Source organism: Candidatus Cryptobacteroides sp., from assembly GCF_056207615.1.
The window spans coordinates 23,730-43,962 of record NZ_JBAEER010000084.1 but is presented as its reverse complement, the minus strand read 5'-3'; the positions used below and the strand labels follow the sequence as shown (position 1 = coordinate 43,962).

Genomic DNA, 20,233 nt, shown 5'->3' with positions numbered 1-20,233 from the left:
GATGTGGTCAGTCGCAGGAACTTATTTTTCGCGAGCTTTTACCGAGGAGTACAGCCTACTGCTTATAAGGATGGGTGAACACGAAACGCGCACCTTTCTTATAGTCGGTGTCAACCTTGATGCTGCCTCCGAAGTGAGTGACGATGGACTGGACGATAGAGAGCCCGAGGCCTGTTCCCTGCTTGTAAGGGTCCAGCTTCACGAAACGGTCGAAGATTGATTCAGCCTTGCCTTCAGGGATGCCAGCTCCGGTATCGGAAACCTTGACCACAACGTAGTCCTTTCCCTGTGGCGTCTCGATGTCGATGGTGATGCTTCCTGCATCAGTGAACTTCTTCGCGTTGCTGAGAAGGTTGCAGAATACCTGATATAGTCGCTCCTTGTCAGTCTCGATCATGACCTTTCCCGAGTCGGAGTGTACGAGGACCGCGACCTCCGGATTGATGTCCAGCCTTGCTGCGTCTGCTGCTGCATTGGCGATGTCGACGAGGTTGTTGTCCATTATCTTGTACGCTATTCTGTCGGCATCCATCCTGGAGAGGTCAAGCACCTCGTCGATGAGGTTGAGGAGGACCTTGGAGTTCATCAGGATATGCTCTCCGTATTCAGCCTTTTCCGCAGGTTCGAGTCCAAGCTCCTCATTGGAGAGCAGCTGGGAGAATCCTACGACGGCATTCAGCGGTGTTCGGATCTCATGGCTGATGTTCGAGATGAACGAAGACTTCATCGCGCTGGCCTTCTCTGCCCTGTCCCTTTCTATGGCAAGTTCCTCGCTTCTCTTCTCGAGGCTGTGCTGCAGCTTCTTGCTTCGCTTGAGCAGCCATCCCGTGAGGGCGAGGCAGCTTGTGAGGATGAAGAATATCAGCGAGATGATGATGATCAGCGCCATGTTCTCCTTGAAGAAGCTTACGGGCTCATTGATGAGCTTGCGTGGCCTTGGCACCTCGTTGAGTGGATAGTCCATCCTGGTAGCCACGTTGTAGTCAATGGTGTAGGTGCTGGATATCTTCTTGATTTCGGAAGGCTTTCCAGTCTTGAGGTAGTCAGTCACTGCGTCAGCAAGAAGACCTCCCTGTGTGATATAGTCCGGGACATATCCTCCAAGTGCCCAGTGACCCATACCCACAGATGCAAGGGTGATTGCAGGGATTGATGGGTTACTGTATGCGAGGGTGTATGTGGTGTTCTTGAGGGCATAGCTGTCGGACTTGTCGATACGCCATGTTCCGAGGACTATCGCAGTTCCTTCGGTGAGTTTAGAGAGTTCCTGGTCGAGCTGAGGGAAGGTCGTCATTCGACCGTCAAGATGCTTGACCGCATACTTGGGATGCGACTCCATGTACTTGTCGAAGTGTGAGCGCATGGTGACGCCTCCGAAGGTGTTGTCCGATATGAATGCGAGGGTGTCGATCTTGGTCTTCAGATTGTCAATCAGGGCGAGGCTCTTCTCGATGTCATATTCGTATACGAGTCCTCCGACTATGTTGTAGTCCTTGAAGTCCTGCGTGAGATAATAGCTCTCAGGCTGCCATTCTGCGAGGTTGACTCCGTACTCGGGAAGGAGAGTCATGTTGTCACCCCTCATTCCGAAGATGACAGGTGTTTCCTTGAGTACTGGTTGGGTGATGGAGAAATAGCTGGAACTCGCCTCTGTTCCAAGGAGAACTATGGCAGCAGGCTGTTTCCCGTCTGTATAATACTTTTCGAGGAGATTCCACAGTCTGTTCTTCCATCTCAGACATTCCGAGAGGTTGAGACAGTGCATGTTCTCCAGAATGACGGGATTCTGGCAACCAGATTTCGAATATGCTTCGGTGAAGGCTGCCAGGTTATCGCTGATGCTCTTTACGTCGGGATTGTATGAAGTGACGATGACGACCGGGTCGGTGACCGTAGGCTCATAAGCATATCCTACGGTAAAGGTGACCACGGCAAGTGCAGTGGCAAGTAACTTTCTGATCGACATAGTTTTTCTAAGTAGTGTGCAGTACAAAAGTACGAAAAAGAATCCTAAAAAGAAAACCCGGCGGGGATACCGTCGGGTTTTATCATGTTTCCGTGTGTGCGGAGTGGTATTACTGCTCGTCAACGTCTGGTCCCTGAGGGCCCTGCTGCTGACCTCCGAAGTCCTGAGGACCCTGCTGCTGGCCAGCCTGAGCTGCCTTTGCCATGTCCTCTGAAGCTGCGTGCCATGCCTCTTCGAGCTCCTTGTTGTAGCGGTCGATGTCAGCGATGTTCTTAGCCTCAACTGCCTTCTTGAGTTCCTCGTTGGCCTTCTCGATAGCCTCCTTCTTGTCAGCAGGAATCTTGTCGCCGTACTCCTTGAGGTTCTTTGCGGTCTGGAAGCACATTGCGTCAGCGTTGTTGATCTTGTCGATACGCTCCTTCTCAGCCTTGTCTGCCTCCTCGTTTGCCTTGGCCTCGTCACGCATCCTCTTGATCTCCTCGTCAGAAAGACCTGAAGAAGCCTCGATGCGGATGTTCTGTGCCTTGCCTGTAGCCTTGTCGGTTGCAGATACGTTGAGGATACCGTTTGCGTCGATATCGAAGGTTACCTCGATCTGAGGAACGCCACGTGGTGCAGGAGCGATGCCGTCGAGATGGAACTCTCCGATGAGCTTGTTGTCCTTTGCCATTGGACGCTCTCCCTGGAGCACGCGGATCTCGACTGAAGGCTGGGTGTCAGCTGCGGTAGAGAATACCTGGCTCTTCTTGGTAGGGATGGTGGTGTTAGACTCGATGAGCTTGGTCATCACGCCGCCGAGGGTCTCGATTCCGAGTGAGAGCGGAGTAACGTCGAGGAGGAGTACGTCCTTCACGTCGCCTGCGAGCACGCCACCCTGGATTGATGCACCGATTGCAACTACCTCGTCAGGGTTTACGCTCTTGTTAGGCTCCTTGCCGAAGAACTGCTTTACGAGCTCCTGGATCGCAGGGATACGGGTAGATCCACCTACGAGGAGAACCTCGTCGATCTGAGATGCCTGGAGACCTGCGTCGCTGAGGGCCTTCTTACATGGCTGGAGGGTCTTCTGGATAAGGTCGTCAGCAAGCTGCTCGAACTTGGCACGGGTGAGAGTCTTCACGAGATGCTTAGGGATACCGTCTACAGGCATGATGTAAGGGAGGTTGATCTCAGTCGAGGTCTGGCTTGAAAGCTCGATCTTTGCCTTCTCTGCAGCCTCCTTGAGTCTCTGGAGTGCCATAGGGTCCTTCTTGAGGTCGATGCCGCCGTTCTCCATCGCGAACTCGCGAGCGAGCCAGTCGATGATAACCTGGTCGAAATCGTCACCTCCGAGGTGAGTGTCGCCGTTGGTTGAGAGAACCTCGAACACGCCGTCACCAAGCTCCATGATAGAGATATCGAAGGTACCTCCACCGAGGTCGAACACAGCGACCTTCATGTCCTTGTTCTTCTTGTCAAGACCGTAAGCGAGAGCAGCTGCGGTAGGCTCGTTGATGATACGCTTTACGTCGAGACCTGCGATGCGACCTGCCTCCTTGGTTGCCTGACGCTGTGAGTCAGAGAAGTATGCAGGTACGGTGATGACAGCCTCAGTAACCTCCTGACGGAGATACTCCTCTGCGGTCTTCTTCATCTTCTGGAGAATCATTGCTGAAATCTCCTGTGGAGAGTAGAGACGTCCGTCGATGTCGACGCGTGGAGTGTTGTTGTCACCCTTTGCAACCTTGTAAGGAACTCGTGCGATTTCAGTTCCTACCTGGTCATAGTTTTCACCCATGAATCTCTTGATAGAGAAGATGGTCTTGTATGGATTGGTAATCGCCTGACGCTTTGCAGGGTTACCGATCTTTCTCTCGCCACCGTCTGCGAATGCGACTACGGATGGGGTAGTGCGCTGTCCTTCATTGTTGATGATGACGGTAGGCTCGTTTCCTTCCATTACGGCTACGCATGAATTCGTAGTACCGAGGTCAATTCCGATGATTTTTCCCATAATATATTTCCTTTTTTAACTATTGTCAAACTTAACCCGGCTTCGTGGCCGGACGACAAGGAAATAACGAATCGCGTGCCATGTCAAATATCTTGGATTCCACTGACAATTTGGCAGAAATTGTACTACCTTTGCGCCATTATGGAATACAGAGAACTGACAAAAGAGGAATTTGCTGACCTTCAGTCACGAATTCTTTACGAGGATAACCACCTTCTCATAGTGAACAAGAAGGTCGGAGAGATCATCCAGGGCGACAAGACAGGGGATGAGTGCATCGCCGAGACATACAAGGCTTTCATCGCACAGCGCGATTCCAAGCCCGGTAAGGTGTTCATGGGCATACCTCACCGACTCGACCGTCCTGTCAGCGGAATCTGCATACTTGCCAAGACAGGAAAGGCGCTCGAGAGGATGACCGCCATGTTCCGCGACGGTGAGGTCCATAAGTTCTACTGGGCTCTCGTCTGCTCGGCTCCGAAGAAAGAGGAGGAACTTCTCGAGAACTGGCTCGGCAGGAACGAGAAGCAGAACAAGGCATACATCATCAAGCCTAAGCCAGGCCAGCCGGACGTTGCCCCCACCAAGGAAGCCAAGCGCGCGAAACTTATATATAGGTCAATCGGCAAGACTGACCGCTACTTCCTTCTCGAGGTCCAGCTCCTCACCGGCCGTCATCACCAGATCCGTTGCCAGCTCTCGGGCGCAGGCATGGTCATCAAGGGCGACCTCAAGTACGGTGCTCCGCGCAGCAATCCTGACGGAGGAATATGCCTCCATGCACGCAGGATCGAGTTCGTACATCCTGTAAAGAAAGAACCGGTCACCATCGAGGCGCCGGTCCCTGCATCCTGGAAAGGTGTCCAGTAAGGACTCCCAGGTCATTCCATATAATGCCTGACGGCTACTCTGCCATCACTCCGGCATCCTTCCAACTTCCCACGAGCGCTGCCGCATCCTTGTCGGCGAGCTCCTGGTCGATCCCATATTTCTCCACGAGCGCTGCGGCGACATCCGCAAGCTCGAACTGTGTCCCGTAGAACTTCTCCCAAAGATAGGCTGCACTGTCGTTCAGTGACAGCATCTTGTTGAAATTGATGTTCTCTATGCCTTCGGCGAGCACGATCTTCTCGCCGAGAAAGTCACGCAGGGTGAATCCGCTCTTGAGTTCCATTACGATAAAGCTAATATGTCATCGCAGAATTCTGAAACCTTCTGGCGATGGGTGATGAATATCATTGTCTTGTCATTGTCCTTGGCGGTCAGCCTCTCGAGCATCATGGTCTCGGTGGCCTCGTCGAGCGCCGAACTGAACTCGTCGAGAAGGAGCACGGAACCCGGGCGGAGGAGTGCCCTCGCAATCGCGATTCTCTGCGCCTGACCCTCGCTCAGACCGCCACCGGCCTCGAAGCATTGGGTGTCCATTCCCTTCGGAAGGTCGAGCACGAAATCCGCAGCCGCGAGCCTGAGCGCAGCCACGAGCTCTGCCTCGCTTGCGTTAGGCTTACCCATCTTGAGGTTGTCGCGTATGCTGCCGCTGAAGAGGCTGTTGCCCTGAGGTACATATACCATGTTGCAGCGAGTTGCTGCTGAGATAGGCTTTTCGGTGCCGTCGGAACCATAGATGACGAGCTTGCCATCGCTAGGCTTCTCGAGCGAGAGCATGAGCTTGATGAGCGTGCTCTTGCCGATTCCTGTGTGTCCCACGATGGCCGTCTTGGTGCCCGGCTTGAAGTCGTGGCTGAAGTCCTTGAATACGTCCACGGTGCCGTCCGCGTACCTGAACCTTAGATTGCTTACATTGATGCCGGCAGGGCCCTGGACCATCTCCGGTTCTACGATCTCCTCCTGTGGGAGGTCATTGAGCTCCTCGAGTCGGTCGATGGACGCGGTGCTGTGGAAGATAGTCGGAAGCTCGTCGCCCATCTGGATGAGCGGACGCTGGAGCTGTCCCACGAGCTGGAGGAATGCCGTCATGAGACCATAAGTCACGGTTCCATGGTATATTCCCACGACGCCCCAGAGGAATGCGATCGCGTAGCCTCCGGCCATCGAAAGGCCCATGATTATGCGCGCCCACATGGTGAACCTGGTCCTCTTCATCGTCTTCTCATAGAGCTCGTCCTGCAGTCCTGTGAGGGTCGCTGAACTCTCCGCATCGTATTCGAGGGTCTTGATCAGGGTCTGGTGCTGTACGCTTTCCTGTACATGGCTCTGGACCTTGCTGTCGTTTTTCTTCACGTCGAGGGTGAGATTCCTCATTTTCCTCATCAGGTACTTTCCGCCCACGATACCGACAGGGAGCACGATCACGAGCACCCACGCGAGCCTTGCCTCTATCGACACGAGGTAGATGAAGGCAGCGATGAACTGGCAGGCTGTACCGATGAGGTTAGGAATGGTGCTGCAACTGGTCGTAGCTGCCGTCGAGCTGTCGTCCTGGATACGGTTGAGTATGTCTCCGGAATGAAATTTCCCGCGAACGTCGCCGCTGAGTCTCATGAGCCCGTCGAACTGCTTCTGGCGGAGCGCATTGCGGAGCTTCACCGACGCCTTGGTCTGGAGCAGGCCCTTGAAGCCCATGAGGAAGGTCCTGAGGAGGATGATTCCGACCATCGCAAGACCGAAAGCGATGAGCCCTGAGCGCATGCCGGTGATCCCGAACATCTCGGCAGACTCCGTGTTGCCGGTCGCAATGTCGACGAGGGCCTTGCTCACATAAACGTACGCGAGCGCGAGTACCACCAGCACGAGGTGGCAGACTATGGAGATGATTATGGTCCATCTGTACGGCTTTGCCGCAGTCATGAACCACTTGATGTACTTTATGTCTACCTTGGCCTGCATGTTTCGTAACTAAGCTTTGCTGCATCGGTGTCCGGGAGGCACCTCAGGTGCCAGCAACCGACGCCCATTATTACCTTCTCGAGGGTCGAGTGTTCCGCGTCAGCCCACTTCCTGTCCCATTTCATGCTCGAGCATGACGGCATCAGCGCTGCATATCCCTGCAGAGGGCTGAGTCGGGTTATTGTGTTCTCCGGTGCCTGTTCGAGGTCCACTATGGCCTGGACAGGTACGAATTCATTCTTGTAGCATGGAGTCTTTCCGCTCCATGGGGTGCCGTACACATAGGTCTTTCCGTCGATGACACGCAGCACGGGGTTGTCGTCGTTGAGCAGCCATACGTCCGGCATGCACTCCTTCCAGAGGCGGCTGTGGGTGCTTTTCCCGGTGCCGCTCTTGCCGAGGAACAGATATCCGAGACCGTCCTTCACCGATACCGACGCATGGATCATCAGCGTCTGGTCAGCTGCTGTGTTGTACGCATAGAGAAGCATCATCGCATTGCCTATGCAGGTGTCAGCCTCGCGCCTTGGTGTGCTTTCCGCGATGGTGAGCACTGCGCTGCTGCCGTGGAACTCGAGCACCGAGCTGGTGGAATCGGGGCTGAACGAGAATCCGAAATTGAATCCTCCATCCTCCCTGAGGTAGAGCCAGGTGTACGGTGCTTCCTCGTTGAGGCGTTCCTTGAGCTCTCCCGGGTATGGAAGTTCGCCGACCTTTACCTCCAGCGCGAAGGCCGGATTGCAGCATTCTTCGATCCTGAACGGCTCATATGAATCCAGAAGATGCGCATGGTCGATCCTCTCGGGGAAGCTCAGCTCGAACTCATGTCCGGCCACACGATATTTCCTGTTCATATCCATATCATTGCAAATGTATTGATTTTTTCTCTATTTTTGTCTGAATGGAGACCAAAGTCATATCCAATGACATCATGTTCGCCGAGGTGGAAAAGTTCATCGCGGAGGGTCGCAGCGTGGAGATAAGGGTCAAGGGAAACAGCATGAACCCATTCCTTGCGAGCGGCAGAGACAGCATCGTCCTATCTCCGTGCAGCAGGGAGGAGATCGTTCTCGGCAGCTTCATCCTCGGTCGTGATTCATACGGTCGCTGGGTCGCGCATCGCGTCGTGAAGCTTTGTCCGGACCATATCGTTCTCAACGGCGACGGCAATTTCCCGCAGGCACTGGAGAAGATGGCGTATTCTGACGTGCTCGGCGTCGTCAGCGGATATGTGCGCAAGGGCAGGAGGGGCTCGACCTCCGGTATGGGATGGAAGTTCTATTCGGCCTTCTGGCGCTTCGCAGGCTGGCTCCATATCGGCAACATCAGCCTCAGGCGCATCATACTCGCTATCTGGCGCCGTCTCAATTCATCTTATGTTCTGAAAACAACGGAAAACATATAACTCTATGGGTAAAGTCATCATATTTTCAGCTCCGTCTGGAGCAGGTAAGAGCACAGTGGTCAATCATCTTCTTGGACTCCATCCAGAGTTCGAATTCTCGGTCTCAGCGACCTCCAGGGCACCTCGTGGCCAGGAACAGCACGGCGTCGAGTACTATTTCCTCAAGCCGGAAGAGTTCCGTGCCCTTATCGCAGAGGACAAGTTCGTCGAATATGAGGAGGTCTACCAGGATAAGTTCTACGGCACACTCAAGTCAGAGGTGGACCGTATCTGGGCCAATGACCATGTGATCATCTTCGATGTCGATGTCAAGGGTGGCTACAATCTCAAGAAGTACTTCGGAGATCAGGCGCTCAGCATTCTTATCTGCCCTCCTTCGCTGGAGACTCTCCGCGAACGTCTCATCGGACGTGCTACAGACACCATGGAGGCTATCGAGGAACGTCTCGCAAAGGCATCTTCTGAGCTTGAGTTTGCTGCAGGCAAGTTTGACGTAGATCTCGTAAACGATGTCCTTGCCGAGACTTTTGCTAATGCGGAGAGAATAGTAGACGAGTTTCTTACAAAGTAATGGACATCGCGGTATACAGCGGATCGTTCAATCCTCTGCACATCGGCCATCTGGCGATTCTGAGGAATCTTGTCGAGAAGTTCGACAAGGTTCTGCTTGTCGTGTCTCCGAAGAATCCTCTGAAGGAGATCGACGGGGCGACAGGGGAGAGCCGCTATCATGCGGCTATTGAAGCGGTCGCGCGTCATCCGGAGCTTGACGGCAAGGTAGAGGTCAGCGATATCGAGCTCCATCTTCCTCAGCCGAATTATACCTATGTGACACTCGACGTCCTCCAGGAACTTTATCCGGAGGATTCCTTAACTCTCGTGACCGGCGGTGACCAGATCGCGAACTTCTCGCGCTGGCGCGAATACCGGCACATACTCCTTTCCTATGGACTCGCGGCTTTCCCGCGTGACGGCTATGACAACGAGGCGGCTCGTGACGCTCTCCTTGCTGAGAACCCCGACTACCGCATAGTCCTTCTGGACATGCCCCTGGTCAACGTATCCTCCTCTGAAATCCGTGCTGCTCTCGCCGCTGGTCCTGATCCTTCCGGCCTATTGATGTGATTTGTCATGGCCATGCGGCTGTTTTGGTCACCTGCCCGTGCTTCCGGCGGGCTGCCGTGGCAGATAAAACGCTACAAATCAGATAGTTAAATAAAATTGGGTAGTCGAATTTCGACCACCCGATTTTATCTATGTACCTATATGTCAGTCACTTAGCTGCCACGGCAACAGTCCAGTCCTGAAATAGGGTTTACCGGCGCTGCCGTGCGTGTAAGGTGTTGATACATAACGGATCAAATGAATGACGGCTCCCTCGAAAGAAGGAGCCGTCATTATGTTAGTTTGCTGATGTCCAGCGATTTGTGGTCGAGTAAGAATTACTCAGCGTGGCCGTTTGAACCGAGAACCTCGCAGATCTTGTGGATGTACATCTTCTTCATGTTGTCACGTGCAGGAGTGAGGTACTGACGTGGATCGAAGTGTGATGGATTCTCAACAAGGTGCTTGCGGACAGCAGCGGTCATAGCAAGACGTGAGTCAGAGTCGATGTTGATCTTGCAGACAGCGCTCTTGGAAGCCTCGGGGAGCTGCTCCTCAGGAATACCTACTGCATCAGGAAGCTTGCCGCCGAAAGCGTTGATGGTGTCAACCTCGTCCTGTGGAACTGATGAAGAACCGTGGAGAACGATAGGGAAACCAGGAAGCTGCTTCTCGATCTCATGGAGAACGTCGAATGCGAGTGGAGGTGGAACGAGCTTGCCAGTCTTAGGGACACGGGTGCACTGCTCAGGAGTGAACTTGTAAGCACCGTGTGAAGTACCGATTGAGATAGCGAGTGAGTCGCAACCAGTGCGGGTAGCGAAATCAACAACCTCCTCAGGCTTGGTGTAGTGTGAAACTGCTGAAGAAACCTCATCCTCAACACCTGCGAGAACGCCGAGCTCAGCCTCTACGGTTACGTCGTACTGATGTGCGTAGTCAACTACCTTCTTGGTGAGGGCGATGTTCTCCTCGTATGGAAGGTGTGAAGCGTCGATCATGACTGAAGAGAAACCGCTGTCAACGCAGTCCTTGCAAGTCTCGAATGAATCACCGTGATCGAGGTGGAGAACGATTTCAGGCTTCTCCCAACCGAGCTCCTTAGCGTAAGCTACTGCACCCTCTGCCATGTAGCGGAGAAGGGTAGCGTTAGCGTACTTGCGAGCGCCCTTAGATACCTGGAGGATAACTGGAGACTTGGTCTCAGCTGCAGCCATTACGATAGCCTGGAGCTGCTCCATGTTGTTGAAGTTGAATGCAGGGACAGCATAGCCACCTGCGACAGCCTTTGCAAACATTTCCTTGGTGTTAACAAGGCCGAGTTCTTTGTAAGATACCATAGTTGTATTTTGAAAATTGTTTAAAAATTCTTTGGACGTCGCGAAATTACTTATTTTTCTGTTGTTCTGCAAGTCTTTTGCGATAGGCTTCCATGAGTTTCTTGCGATGTTCGCTCTTCTTCTTCTCAATGGCGGCCCTGCGCGCCTCATAATCTTGCATCTGTCTTTCCAGATAATTGTCTGCCATAGCTTTAGGATTTACTTGACAGATGGGAAAAGACGCTCGAAATCCCTTGCAAGGGCAGGTCCTGCAATCTCCTCAGGTACGAAATGCCACTCTCCGACTACGCTTGGGTTGGCGAGTTCCTCGCTCGTCACAGGAATGATGCTTCCGGAAGCGTCCTTGTGGTTCTTGAAGTACTCGTAGAGCACCTCGCGTATCTCCGGATAGCGCTTCACGACGATTGCGTCGATATTGTCGGTGTCGATTCCGGCACCTTCGCCCATGGTGTCACCGCCGCCGCTTGCGCGGTACGAGGTCATCGCCACGTTGTATTCGCCCTCGAGGCTGAATTCCGTTCCGTCAGCAAGCTTGCTGATCTCGACTCTTTCTCCGTAAGGCTTGGTCACATCCACGGTGTAGTATGCTCCGGCCATAGAGTCGAAATTATATGACCTGCCGATGAATGACCATCCGGTCTGTCCGGTGCGGGGGTCGCTCTGGTTCCTGAGCTTGAGGAGAAGGTCGCCGCTGCCGGAAACAGTGTTGATCCAGTGCTCGTAAGAGTACTCGAGGAAGTTCTTGATCTGTCGTCCTGTCATCTTGACTACGAAGAGCTGGTTCTCGAATGGGTAGATGGTGAAAAGGTCGTTGTACACGAGCGTGCCCTCTGAAACGGTGCCGTTGTAGGTGAGCGGTGCCGCGAACGAGAGCTGTGCAGGCTCGCAGCTGAGCGATACCGTGTGGATGAGGTTCATGTAGTCGCACATTCCGATGAGGGACTCGCGTGTCACGAGCGGAGACTCAAGCTTGCCGACCTCCTGTACGGTGAACGCCCTCACTGCCTCATAGTCGGCCCTGAACTTAGCCCTCATCTGCTCATCGACCTTGGTCTTGTCGATAGGGATGATCTCACCTGTTGTCGTCTTCGAGATGACCTTGCCGTCCTCGATAGTGACGGTGATGGTTCCATGTCCTATGGTGCGGCAATGGCTGCCTGCATTGATCAGAGTGGTCTCTCCGTTCTTGCTGGTGGTGGCGCGGTGGTCATGCGAGCAGAGGATGAAATCCACGTTCCTGAGACTTGCGAGGAGCTCGAGGCCCTGGCTCTCGAGCGAGCTGCCGTCACCGTTTCCAGTGCCGGAATGGGTGGATACGATCACGACCTGAGGCTTTTCCTTCGCGATTACCTGGTCAACCTTGCCCTGAACGATGGTGAGCAGGTTCTCGAAGGTCATTCCCTCCCAAATCTCAGGAGCGAGCCAGCTCTTGATGTCAGGGTTCGTGAAGCCGATGACAGCCACCTTGAGGCCGCCCTTGTCGAGTATGACGTAATCCTGGAAATATGCCTTTCCGTTGTCGTTCCTGATGGCATTTCCTGCGAGGAACGGCACCTTCATCGTGCTCCTTATCCTGTCGTATACGGCATGGCCTGTCTCGATGTCATGGTTTCCGACTGTGGTGGCGTCGTATCCGATATACTCGGCCATTCGCGCATAGAGATGCTTGGTCTTGGTGTCCACATAGTTGAAGTAGTACGCTGCATTGTCGCCCTGGAGGAAGTCTCCTGCGTCGATGAGGATGACATTGTCCTCTCCGAGCTCTGCGCGCACGCCCTTCATGTACTCGCTGATCGCAAGAAGCGACTCCTTTGTGTTGTTTCCCACATAGAGCGAGTCGAAATAACGGCCATGGATATCGTTGGTCGAGTAGAGGTCGAGAGTGTATTCTCCGTCTCCGACCTTCTTCGAACAGCTGGTCAGTGATGCGATTAAACCTACGATTGCGATTATATATTTCTTCATTATCTGTTTTTGTTAATCAGTTCTTCCAATCTGAATCTCAAGGCTATGAGCTGGTTACAGCCGCTGAACCCGAACTTCGTTCCCGCGCCTCCGTTGAAGTGGAATCGTGCTCCCACCTTGAAGTAGAGTCCGTCGGCAATCTTCGGTTCCCATGCCAGTTCGATCCTGTCATACACGCCGGGGCGTCCCTTCGCAAGGTATTCGCCCTCCGGATAGTCCTCATTGTGGACATATCCGTCCATTGATGCAGCATACCCCGGTGCGACCCGGTAGTACGGATCGCCCATATAGAGATTGCTGCCGTACTTGATTCCACCTTCGTCGGTGTTGTTGTAGTATGGCATCAGGCTGTAGCCCACATAAGTCTTGTTGCGCAGCGATACGTTCCAGTGCCTGACCTCAGCCGTGAATTCGCCGCCCATAGGGAAGGTGAACGTTCCGGTGAACTTGCGGTCGCGCTGGACGGCCTGGAGATAGGCGGCGGTGAGGGAGAGCCTCTGTATGCCGACCATCTTTCCGAAGTCCATGTCCATGTATCCGCTGACGAGGATGTTGTCCACCAGGCCCTGCACCTCGAGGCAGTTGGCATAATGGATCATGTATCCGCTGTATCCGAGGGTCATCCATGGAAGGACCTTTCCGTCGCCGGCAGAGCATACCATGAACTGCTCGCGTGTGCTCGGGTTGGTGCCGAACTGACCGAGCCAGTCGACTCCGAGCTCGAAATATGCGTTCGGACGATTGAACCCGAAGAGTATTCCTTCATGGTTCACGTCGTAGAACTTGAGCGAATCGCTGAGGAAAGCTTCGCTGTATCTGCCCTTGCCTTCGGTGCGGGGGAAGATACCTGCGTCTATGTGGAGCTCACACTTGTCCGACACCTGCTTCCTTAGGTCGTAGTAGAAGGTGATTTCCTTGAAAAGCTGACCGATGGTCTCTCTCGATCCGAAGTCCTTCATGATGTTCACGCCGACCATCATCTTGTGATATGCCGGACGCTCCCTTCTCGATCCCGTGATCGCCTTGAATCCTACTTCCGGGGTTACCCTTGCGCTGAAAAGAGTCAGTGATTCTCCATAGACCTCCTTTCCTCCGTCATTCTCGACGTTGTCGAAATAGGTCTCGGCAGTCGCGTCGTACGCAAAGCTGATGCTTTTCGACTGGGCATGGCACAGCGCCGTCGAGAGTACGAGCAAGAGTGACAAAATGATTTTTTCCATACCCTCCAAAGATACTAATTAATTCATATATTTGCCATTGAAATTCATTAATTTATCCTTGTCGGAGAATCACATTACACGATGAAAGAGTCGACGAAAGTAAATATCGCAGGATTCCCTGTCCACATCAGCCGTTCGGACAAGATTCTGATGCTCGGCAGCTGTTTTGCCGCCAACGTCGGTGCCCGTATGGCGGAGGAAGGATATCAGGTCTGCGTGAACCCTTTCGGCACCCTGTTCAACCCCGCGTCGGTGGCCTCGTCCCTCGAGAGGCTCGCTTCTGCCGAGCCATTCACGATCTCGGAATGTGTCCAGATGGGTGCCGGCTCCCAGCTGTGGTGCTCCTTCAGCCACTACACCAAGTTCGCACGTCCCACCAAGGAGGAATTCCTTGCCGATGCGAACCGTGCCTTGGCCGAGGCATCGGCTTTCTTCCGCGAATGCAACAAAGTCATAGTCACCTTCGGCACAGCCTTCGTCTTCGAGCACGAGAGCGGTCGTATCGTGTCCAACTGCCTTAAGAGAAACGCCAAGGAATTCCGTCGCTACATGCTTTCGGTCGACGAGGTCGTGGCTGCATGGAAGCCCCTCCTCGAAGGCATTCTCGCCGATAAGGACGTGATCTTCACCGTCAGTCCCGTCCGCCACATGGCCGACACAGCCCACGGCAACCAGCTCAGCAAATCGACCCTCCTCCTCGCCTGTGACCGTCTCCTTGCCGGTGATGGCAGCGAAGCAAGGCGGGCATATTTCCCATCCTACGAGATCGTCCTTGACGAGCTTCGCGACTACTCCTGGTTCGCAGAAGACCTCGTACACCCATCCCCAGAGGCCATCGACTACGTCTGGAAGCTGTTCTCATCGGCCATCACTGCCTGACAGCTTTCCGAGTGGATTTGCGCGCTAAAAACCTGTGTTGGTACTTCGGGCACGGAAGCAATGCAAGGTGCATTTGCCCGGACTAGGGTCGGCGAGCGGAGCGTAGCCGATCTGCACCTTGCTGCTTCCCGTGCCCGCAAACGCTGCGGAACGGACATCAGTTGCCTTACAGAGGCAAGCTGCTGACCGTAGCGGAGCACCGCTCAAAAAATGAAAAGGTCGACCCGGAGGCCGACCTTGTATCTGAATTGTTACTGTGTTTCTTTACTTCGCGACAGCGACAGCGCGGGTCTCGCGGATGACGGTGATGCGAACCTGACCAGGATATACCATCTCGTCCTGAATCTTCTTTGCAATGTCTGTTGAGAGAACCTCTGCCTCCTGATCGCTGACCTGATCGGCTGCGACGATGACGCGGAGCTCGCGACCCGCCTGGATGGCGTAGGTCTTGGTGACACCTGGGTGGCTGAGAGCGATGTTCTCCATGTCCTTGAGCCTTTTGATGTAAGACTCGATGACCTCACGACGTGCACCTGGACGTGCGCCTGAGATTGCATCGGCAACCATTACGATAGGGGAGATGATGCTGGTCATCTCGGTCTCCTCATGGTGAGCGCCGACGGCGTTGCAGATGTCTGCCTTCTCCTTGTACTTCTCTGCGAGCTTCGCTCCGAGGAGTGCATGTGGAAGCTCCGGATCCTCGTCTGAGACCTTTCCGATATCGTGGAGGAGACCAGCCCTCTTTGCAATCTTAGGGTTGAGGCCGAGCTCAGAAGCCATGATGGCACTGATGTTCGCAACCTCACGGCTATGCTGGAGGAGGTTCTGACCGTATGATGAACGGTACTTCATTCTACCGATGAGCTTCACGAGCTCGATGTGCATTCCGTGGATACCGAGGTCGATACATGTCCTCTTACCGGTCTCCATGATCTCATCCTCGAGCTGCTTCGAAACCTTTGCGACGACCTCCTCGATGCGGGCAGGATGGATACGTCCGTCGATCACGAGCTGATGGAGAGCGAGACGTGCAACCTCCCTGCGGACAGGATCGAAACCTGAGAGAAGGATTGCGTCAGGGGTGTCGTCAACGACGATCTCGACTCCGGTGGCAGCCTCGAGCGCGCGGATGTTACGTCCCTCACGGCCAATGATACGGCCCTTGATGTCGTCGTTCTCGATGTTGAATACGGTGACGGCATTCTCGATCGCAGCCTCGGTGGCGGTACGCTGGATGGTGTTGATGACGATCCTCTTCGCCTCCTTGCTTGCAGTGAGACGAGCCTCGTCCACCATGTCGTTGATATATGCCTGTGCCTGGGTCTGAGCCTCGGCCTTCATGCTCTCTACGAGATGATTCTTGGCCTCCTGTGCGGTCATGCCGGCGATCTGCTCGATCTGCTTGATGACTTCGCCGCGCATGCGCTCGTATTCCTCGGCCTTGCGGTTCGCGATCTCCACCTGGTTCTTGAGGTTCTCGCGGATCACCTCGACCTCCTTGTTCTTCCTGCCGAGCTCGGAGTTCTGCTGGTTGAGCGAATTCTCCTTCTGCTTGAGGCGGTTCTCCATGTCGGCGAGCTGCTTGTTCTTCTCTCCGACCTTCTGCTCATGCTCGCTCTTGAGCTGGAGGAACTTCTCCTTTGCCTGGAAGATCTTCTCCTTCTTTATTGCTTCACCTTCCTTCTCGGCCTTTTCGAGAATCTCTTCTCTCTTGCCCTTGAGGATGGCCTTCTTGACGGTGATGTATACCGCCAGGGCTATGATGGCGCCGACTATCGCGGCGATTATCAAGTACAGTGCGTTCATTTTGTGTTGTATATATAAAATAAAAAATCCCAACCGGCGAGACCGGTCGAGAGTACATACAGATATTGAAAAAAGCCGTCAGCTTGGTGTCACAAAATCTTAAAGAATAAGATTTGGGCTCCGGAAATACTGGTTCTGATATCCTCCGTCCTGCAGTAATCTGCAGAATCCCCATTCGGGTCACCTAGGTCCGTCATCCCCATCCGAGATACCCGGCTACGTCAGTAGTGTTGATTTGAGCACGAACTTACTGACGGCTGTGTCAATCAATGTTTTCAATATAGCTCGCAAGCTGCTCTCCAAGAGCCTTGACCTCGCTGAGCATCGCCTCCTTGTCCTTGCTTATCGTAAGGTTGGTGATGCACTCGTTGAGGGCCACGAAAGACAGAAGATCGGCCTCGCTCTTGCCTGCGAATACCTTCTGGTAATAACTGATCTTGTTGTTTACTACGTCAGCTGCCTTGCGGATTATCTCCTCCTTCTCCGGAGAAGATGCCTTAAGACAGTACTTTCGACCTGCTATAGTGATTGTTATGTTCTGATCAGCCATAACTCTTATTCCTCCATCAGGGCTATGCACTTATCGATTTCCCTGATAAGTCGTTCGACTTTTTCCTTCGCTCCGGTATCCTGCGTAGGGGTTCCGGAGAATGCTGCTGTCAGCCTGAGGCTGTCAATCTGTTTGTTCAACTCGATGATCTGCGCTTTGAGGGTAAGTATCTCCTGCTTATCCTTGTCGGCTTGTTCGCGGAGGGCGATGTTCTCTCCCTTCACGGTCTCGTAAGCTGCGATGAGCTTCTCTATGTTAGTTTTCAGGCTTCCAAGCATCTCAGAAAAAGGTTTTACCCACGAAAGACAAAGTTAATAGTTTTCTTGAATTATGCAAAATTTTTCCTATCTTCGTGCTAACCCAAAATGTGTTGAAATGGACGAGAGAATGACAGTGATAAACAACGCCGCAGAGAACATCAGCGGCCGACTCGGAGGTAGGAAACCAGAGGTGGCTGTGGTGCTCGGAAGCGGCCTCGGTAAGCTTGCCGACATGATAGAGGATCCGGTGGTGATCCCTTACTCCGAGATCCCCGGTTTTCCGGTGTCGACGGTGATAGGTCACAAGGGCAACTTCGTGTGCGGCCAGCTCGGCGGAAAGACCGTCCTCGCGATGCAGGGACGCTTCCACTACTACGAGGGCTACACGATGCAGAAGCTCACCATTCCCGTCCGCGTGATGGCGAAGCTCGGAATAGGCTACATCTTCGTCAGCAATGCCGCCGGAGGACTCAATCCGGACTTCGAGATCGGTGACATGATGATCATCAAGGACCATGTGTGCCTCTTCCCGAACCCGCTCATCGGTCCGAATTTCGACGATTTCGGTCCACGATTCCCGGACATGACCACTCCGTATGACCTCGAACTCATCGCGAAGGCCGAGGAGATCGCCGCAGACATGGGCATCAGCCTCCACAAGGGCGTTTATCTGGGTACTTCGGGCCCATCGTATGAGACTCCTGCGGAGATCCGCTATTTCAAGACCATAGGTGCCGATGTCGTCGGCATGTCCACCATCCCTGAGGTCATAGTCGCGCGTCACTGCGGACTCAAGGTCTTCGGCGTTTCTGTCATCACCAACAAGGCTAACACGGACAATGTCTCGAAGGTGCTCAACGACGGTCAGGACGTCGTGGTCCAGGCCAACATCGCAGCCGAGAAGATGACCTCTCTCTTCAGCAGGCTGATTGCCTCTATCTAAGTCGATAAATACTTGAAAATGAAAAAGATATTCTCTATTCTCGCAGTTGCGGCATTCGTGGCTGCGTGTGTTGGCAGTCAGAAGGCTGCAGAACCTGACTATGTCGGATGTCTCCACAGTCCGGAGGGCGCCCTCGAAGTGGTCCTGATGCAGGTCGGAGATGATCTCCAGTACGGGGTCAACTATGACGGAAAGCACATGATGTCGCTTTCTCCTCTCGGCTTCACAGCCAATACCGGAGACTACAGCCACCTTCGCGTGGAGACCATGGAACCTGTTCCGGGCAGCGTCAGTTACAGCCTCGACAGGATCAAGACCTCGCAGGTTTCGAAGAAATACAACGGCATGCTCGTGAAATGTCTGACCCCAGACAGCCTCGCCGTCACCGTGGAGTTCCGCGTCTCGGACAACGATATCGCCTTCAGATATGTTCTTCCGAAGGAAGGGGAGACCGGCAGCGTCAGGATCATGGACGAGAAGACAGGCTTCGCATTCCCTCAGGGCACTACGACCTTCCTTACCCCTCAGAGCGATGCGATGATAGGATGGAAGAGGACCAAGCCTAGCTACGAGGAGTACTATGGTTTCGACGCAGCTATGGACGAGCCGTCTCAATATGGACATGGATATACCTTCCCATGCCTCTTCCATGTCGGTGAGGACGGATGGGTCCTTGTCAGCGAGACCGGCGTCGACAGCCGCTACTGCGCATCCCGCCTGGGTGAGTGCAAGATCGGCGCGGACGGAACCGGCACCTACAAGCTCGAGTTTCCGATGGCTGAGGAGAATAATGGCAACGGCACCGTCGAGCCAGCGTTCGCGCTTCCTGGAGCAACTCCATGGCGCACCATCACCGTCGCACCGGACCTCGCACCTATAGTCGAGACCACCGTTCCATGGGACTATGTCGAGCCTCGATATGCGACCAAGCATGACTACAAGTACGGAAAGGGCACATGGAGCTGGATACTCTGGCAGGACGGCAGCATCAATTTCGATGACCAGAAGCAGTTCATCGACCTTTCTTCGGCAATGGGCTTCAAATATGCCCTCGTGGACAACTGGTGGGACACCAACATTGGCAAGGAGAAGATCGAGGAACTCGTGAAATATGCGAGGAAGAAGAATGTGGAGCTCTTCTTGTGGTACTCTTCGAGCGGATGGTGGAACGATATCGTCCAGGGTCCTGTCGACATCATGTCTGACCCGATCAAGAGGAAGCCGGAGATGGAATGGCTCGAGAAGATCGGCGTCAAGGGCATCAAGGTAGACTTCTTCGGCGGCGACAAGCAGGAGACCATGCGCCACTATGAGTCCATCCTCAGCGATGCCGACGACCACGGCCTGATGGTCATCTTCCACGGTTGTACCATTCCTCGCGGATGGGAGAGGATGTACCCGAACTACGTCGGCAGCGAGGCTGTGCGCGCATCGGAGAACCTTGTGTTCAACCAGCATGACTGCGACACAGAGGCGCTCTATGCATGTCTGCATCCATTCGTCAGGAACACCATCGGCTGCATGGAGTTCGGAGGTTGCTTCATGAACGAGGTCTACAACAAGGCCAATGCCCAGTTCACCACTCCTAACGGCCGCAAGGTCGGTCCGCTCCGTCGCACGACCCAGGTCTTCGAGCTTGCAACCGCAGTGATGTTCCAGAACCCTATCCAGAACTTCGCGCTCGCTCCAAATAACCTTACGGACACTCCTAAGCAGTATCTTGATTTCATCAGAAAGGTGCCTACAGTCTGGGACGAGACCCGTTTCATCGCTGGATATCCAGGAAAGAACGTGGTGATCGCAAGACGCAGCGGCAATCAGTGGTACGTCGCTTCGGCAACCGCTGACAGCAATGTCTCGCCAGCTTTCGAGACTCCGTCGTTCGTCGGCAAGGAGCGTCTCCGCTTCGAGTCCACCGACGCCATCGTCGCTGTCTACGACATCCGGAAGTAATC

General features: G+C 54.0%; 19 protein-coding genes. 7 read left to right on the top strand and 12 right to left on the bottom strand.

All coding sequences use genetic code 11. From position 1 onward, the window contains the following. Positions 1 to 55 precede the first annotated feature (55 nt). Both AC06ND_RS05135 and dnaK read right to left on the bottom strand, forming a co-directional pair. The gene (locus AC06ND_RS05135) at positions 56 to 1,966 is read right to left on the bottom strand and encodes a sensor histidine kinase (RefSeq protein WP_475677920.1); all 1,911 of its coding nucleotides are present in this window, start codon (positions 1,964 to 1,966) and stop codon (positions 56 to 58) included. Between the two features lie 109 nt (positions 1,967 to 2,075). Continuing rightward, positions 2,076 to 3,959 carry a molecular chaperone DnaK gene (gene dnaK, locus AC06ND_RS05130; RefSeq protein WP_475677919.1) on the bottom strand — a complete coding sequence of 628 codons (1,884 nt, stop codon included), beginning with the start codon at positions 3,957 to 3,959 and terminating at the stop codon, positions 2,076 to 2,078. Between the two features lie 141 nt (positions 3,960 to 4,100). On the opposite strand from dnaK, the gene AC06ND_RS05125 reads away from it, so the two are divergent. Then, positions 4,101 to 4,829, top strand: coding sequence for an RluA family pseudouridine synthase (locus AC06ND_RS05125; protein WP_475677918.1), 729 nt, complete (start codon positions 4,101 to 4,103; stop codon positions 4,827 to 4,829). A 34-nt stretch (positions 4,830 to 4,863) separates the two neighbouring features. Here AC06ND_RS05125 and AC06ND_RS05120 read toward each other — a convergent pair whose 3' ends face one another. From AC06ND_RS05120 to AC06ND_RS05110, 3 genes are read right to left on the bottom strand one after another with little or no spacing between them, the layout of a single operon-like run. Further along, positions 4,864 to 5,133: a PqqD family protein gene (locus AC06ND_RS05120; RefSeq protein WP_475677917.1), complete on the bottom strand. Its 270-nt coding sequence runs from the start codon at positions 5,131 to 5,133 to the stop codon at positions 4,864 to 4,866. After that, positions 5,133 to 6,806: an ABC transporter ATP-binding protein gene (locus AC06ND_RS05115; protein WP_475677916.1), complete on the bottom strand. Its 1,674-nt coding sequence runs from the start codon at positions 6,804 to 6,806 to the stop codon at positions 5,133 to 5,135. The genes AC06ND_RS05120 and AC06ND_RS05115 overlap by 1 nt, the downstream gene beginning before the upstream one ends. Further along, entirely contained in the window at positions 6,791 to 7,660 is an 870-nt protein-coding gene (locus tag AC06ND_RS05110; protein ID WP_475677915.1) for a hypothetical protein, read from the bottom strand. Before AC06ND_RS05110 ends, AC06ND_RS05115 begins: the two co-directional genes overlap by 16 nt. 47 nt (positions 7,661 to 7,707) lie before the next feature. Here AC06ND_RS05110 and AC06ND_RS05105 point away from each other — a divergent pair, with 47 nt between their 5' ends. The 3 genes from AC06ND_RS05105 to AC06ND_RS05095 are packed head-to-tail and all read left to right on the top strand — an operon-like array spanning position 7,708 to position 9,336. Next, positions 7,708 to 8,211, top strand: a complete 504-nt coding sequence (locus AC06ND_RS05105; RefSeq protein WP_475677914.1) for a hypothetical protein — start codon at positions 7,708 to 7,710, stop codon at positions 8,209 to 8,211. A 4-nt stretch (positions 8,212 to 8,215) separates the two neighbouring features. Next, complete coding sequence (gmk, locus tag AC06ND_RS05100; RefSeq protein ID WP_475677913.1) at positions 8,216 to 8,782, top strand: guanylate kinase; 567 nt, start codon at positions 8,216 to 8,218, stop codon at positions 8,780 to 8,782. Then, entirely contained in the window at positions 8,782 to 9,336 is a 555-nt protein-coding gene (locus AC06ND_RS05095; RefSeq protein ID WP_475677912.1) for a nicotinate-nicotinamide nucleotide adenylyltransferase, read from the top strand. Before gmk ends, AC06ND_RS05095 begins: the two co-directional genes overlap by 1 nt. A 317-nt stretch (positions 9,337 to 9,653) precedes the next feature. Here the strand turns inward: AC06ND_RS05095 and AC06ND_RS05090 are convergent, their stop codons facing one another. The 4 genes from AC06ND_RS05090 to AC06ND_RS05075 are packed head-to-tail and all read right to left on the bottom strand — an operon-like array spanning position 9,654 to position 13,840. Continuing rightward, positions 9,654 to 10,655, bottom strand: coding sequence for a class II fructose-bisphosphate aldolase (locus AC06ND_RS05090; RefSeq protein WP_475677911.1), 1,002 nt, complete (start codon positions 10,653 to 10,655; stop codon positions 9,654 to 9,656). A gap of 46 nt (positions 10,656 to 10,701) precedes the next feature. Beyond that, positions 10,702 to 10,842: a hypothetical protein gene (locus AC06ND_RS05085; RefSeq protein ID WP_475677910.1), complete on the bottom strand. Its 141-nt coding sequence runs from the start codon at positions 10,840 to 10,842 to the stop codon at positions 10,702 to 10,704. 11 nt (positions 10,843 to 10,853) lie between these two features. Further along, on the bottom strand, positions 10,854 to 12,620 hold the full coding sequence (locus tag AC06ND_RS05080) for a bifunctional metallophosphatase/5'-nucleotidase (RefSeq protein ID WP_475677909.1): 1,767 nt from the start codon (positions 12,618 to 12,620) through the stop codon (positions 10,854 to 10,856). Next, positions 12,620 to 13,840, bottom strand: coding sequence for a hypothetical protein (locus AC06ND_RS05075; RefSeq protein WP_475677908.1), 1,221 nt, complete (start codon positions 13,838 to 13,840; stop codon positions 12,620 to 12,622). Before AC06ND_RS05075 ends, AC06ND_RS05080 begins: the two co-directional genes overlap by 1 nt. A gap of 81 nt (positions 13,841 to 13,921) precedes the next feature. Here AC06ND_RS05075 and AC06ND_RS05070 point away from each other — a divergent pair, with 81 nt between their 5' ends. Beyond that, the gene (locus AC06ND_RS05070; RefSeq protein ID WP_475677907.1) at positions 13,922 to 14,719 is read left to right on the top strand and encodes a GSCFA domain-containing protein; all 798 of its coding nucleotides are present in this window, start codon (positions 13,922 to 13,924) and stop codon (positions 14,717 to 14,719) included. 264 nt (positions 14,720 to 14,983) lie between these two features. Here the strand turns inward: AC06ND_RS05070 and rny are convergent, their stop codons facing one another. The 3 genes from rny to AC06ND_RS05055 all read right to left on the bottom strand — a co-directional run bounded on the left by rny (position 14,984) and on the right by AC06ND_RS05055 (position 17,353). Next, positions 14,984 to 16,525: a ribonuclease Y gene (gene rny, locus AC06ND_RS05065; protein ID WP_475677906.1), complete on the bottom strand. Its 1,542-nt coding sequence runs from the start codon at positions 16,523 to 16,525 to the stop codon at positions 14,984 to 14,986. A 262-nt stretch (positions 16,526 to 16,787) separates the two neighbouring features. After that, positions 16,788 to 17,075, bottom strand: a complete 288-nt coding sequence (locus AC06ND_RS05060; protein WP_475677905.1) for a cell division protein ZapA — start codon at positions 17,073 to 17,075, stop codon at positions 16,788 to 16,790. A 5-nt stretch (positions 17,076 to 17,080) separates the two neighbouring features. Then, on the bottom strand, positions 17,081 to 17,353 hold the full coding sequence (locus AC06ND_RS05055; RefSeq protein WP_475677904.1) for a hypothetical protein: 273 nt from the start codon (positions 17,351 to 17,353) through the stop codon (positions 17,081 to 17,083). Positions 17,354 to 17,450: 97 nt separating this feature from the next. Here AC06ND_RS05055 and AC06ND_RS05050 point away from each other — a divergent pair, with 97 nt between their 5' ends. Further along, the gene (locus tag AC06ND_RS05050) at positions 17,451 to 18,278 is read left to right on the top strand and encodes a purine-nucleoside phosphorylase (protein WP_475677903.1); all 828 of its coding nucleotides are present in this window, start codon (positions 17,451 to 17,453) and stop codon (positions 18,276 to 18,278) included. Positions 18,279 to 18,296: 18 nt separating this feature from the next. Then, positions 18,297 to 20,231, top strand: a complete 1,935-nt coding sequence (locus AC06ND_RS05045) for a glycoside hydrolase family 97 N-terminal domain-containing protein (RefSeq protein ID WP_475677902.1) — start codon at positions 18,297 to 18,299, stop codon at positions 20,229 to 20,231. Positions 20,232 to 20,233: the final 2 nt, after the last annotated feature.

Excerpts from the sequence above, each read along its gene's own strand:
- AC06ND_RS05060 (WP_475677905.1), bottom strand. The coding sequence starts at position 17,075 with ATGGCTGATCAGAACATAACAATCACTATAGCAGGTCGAAAGTACTGT.
- AC06ND_RS05080 (WP_475677909.1), bottom strand. The coding sequence starts at position 12,620 with ATGAAGAAATATATAATCGCAATCGTAGGTTTAATCGCATCACTGACC.
- AC06ND_RS05070 (WP_475677907.1), top strand. The coding sequence starts at position 13,922 with ATGAAAGAGTCGACGAAAGTAAATATCGCAGGATTCCCTGTCCACATC.
- AC06ND_RS05050 (WP_475677903.1), top strand. The coding sequence starts at position 17,451 with ATGGACGAGAGAATGACAGTGATAAACAACGCCGCAGAGAACATCAGC.
- gmk (WP_475677913.1), top strand. The coding sequence starts at position 8,216 with ATGGGTAAAGTCATCATATTTTCAGCTCCGTCTGGAGCAGGTAAGAGC.
- AC06ND_RS05135 (WP_475677920.1), bottom strand. The coding sequence starts at position 1,966 with ATGTCGATCAGAAAGTTACTTGCCACTGCACTTGCCGTGGTCACCTTT.
- AC06ND_RS05085 (WP_475677910.1), bottom strand. The coding sequence starts at position 10,842 with ATGGCAGACAATTATCTGGAAAGACAGATGCAAGATTATGAGGCGCGC.
- AC06ND_RS05105 (WP_475677914.1), top strand. The coding sequence starts at position 7,708 with ATGGAGACCAAAGTCATATCCAATGACATCATGTTCGCCGAGGTGGAA.
- AC06ND_RS05095 (WP_475677912.1), top strand. The coding sequence starts at position 8,782 with ATGGACATCGCGGTATACAGCGGATCGTTCAATCCTCTGCACATCGGC.
- AC06ND_RS05045 (WP_475677902.1), top strand. The coding sequence starts at position 18,297 with ATGAAAAAGATATTCTCTATTCTCGCAGTTGCGGCATTCGTGGCTGCG.
- dnaK (WP_475677919.1), bottom strand. The coding sequence starts at position 3,959 with ATGGGAAAAATCATCGGAATTGACCTCGGTACTACGAATTCATGCGTA.
- AC06ND_RS05125 (WP_475677918.1), top strand. The coding sequence starts at position 4,101 with ATGGAATACAGAGAACTGACAAAAGAGGAATTTGCTGACCTTCAGTCA.
- AC06ND_RS05075 (WP_475677908.1), bottom strand. The coding sequence starts at position 13,840 with ATGGAAAAAATCATTTTGTCACTCTTGCTCGTACTCTCGACGGCGCTG.
- rny (WP_475677906.1), bottom strand. The coding sequence starts at position 16,525 with ATGAACGCACTGTACTTGATAATCGCCGCGATAGTCGGCGCCATCATA.
- AC06ND_RS05120 (WP_475677917.1), bottom strand. The coding sequence starts at position 5,133 with ATGGAACTCAAGAGCGGATTCACCCTGCGTGACTTTCTCGGCGAGAAG.
- AC06ND_RS05055 (WP_475677904.1), bottom strand. The coding sequence starts at position 17,353 with ATGCTTGGAAGCCTGAAAACTAACATAGAGAAGCTCATCGCAGCTTAC.
- AC06ND_RS05115 (WP_475677916.1), bottom strand. The coding sequence starts at position 6,806 with ATGCAGGCCAAGGTAGACATAAAGTACATCAAGTGGTTCATGACTGCG.
- AC06ND_RS05110 (WP_475677915.1), bottom strand. The coding sequence starts at position 7,660 with ATGAACAGGAAATATCGTGTGGCCGGACATGAGTTCGAGCTGAGCTTC.
- AC06ND_RS05090 (WP_475677911.1), bottom strand. The coding sequence starts at position 10,655 with ATGGTATCTTACAAAGAACTCGGCCTTGTTAACACCAAGGAAATGTTT.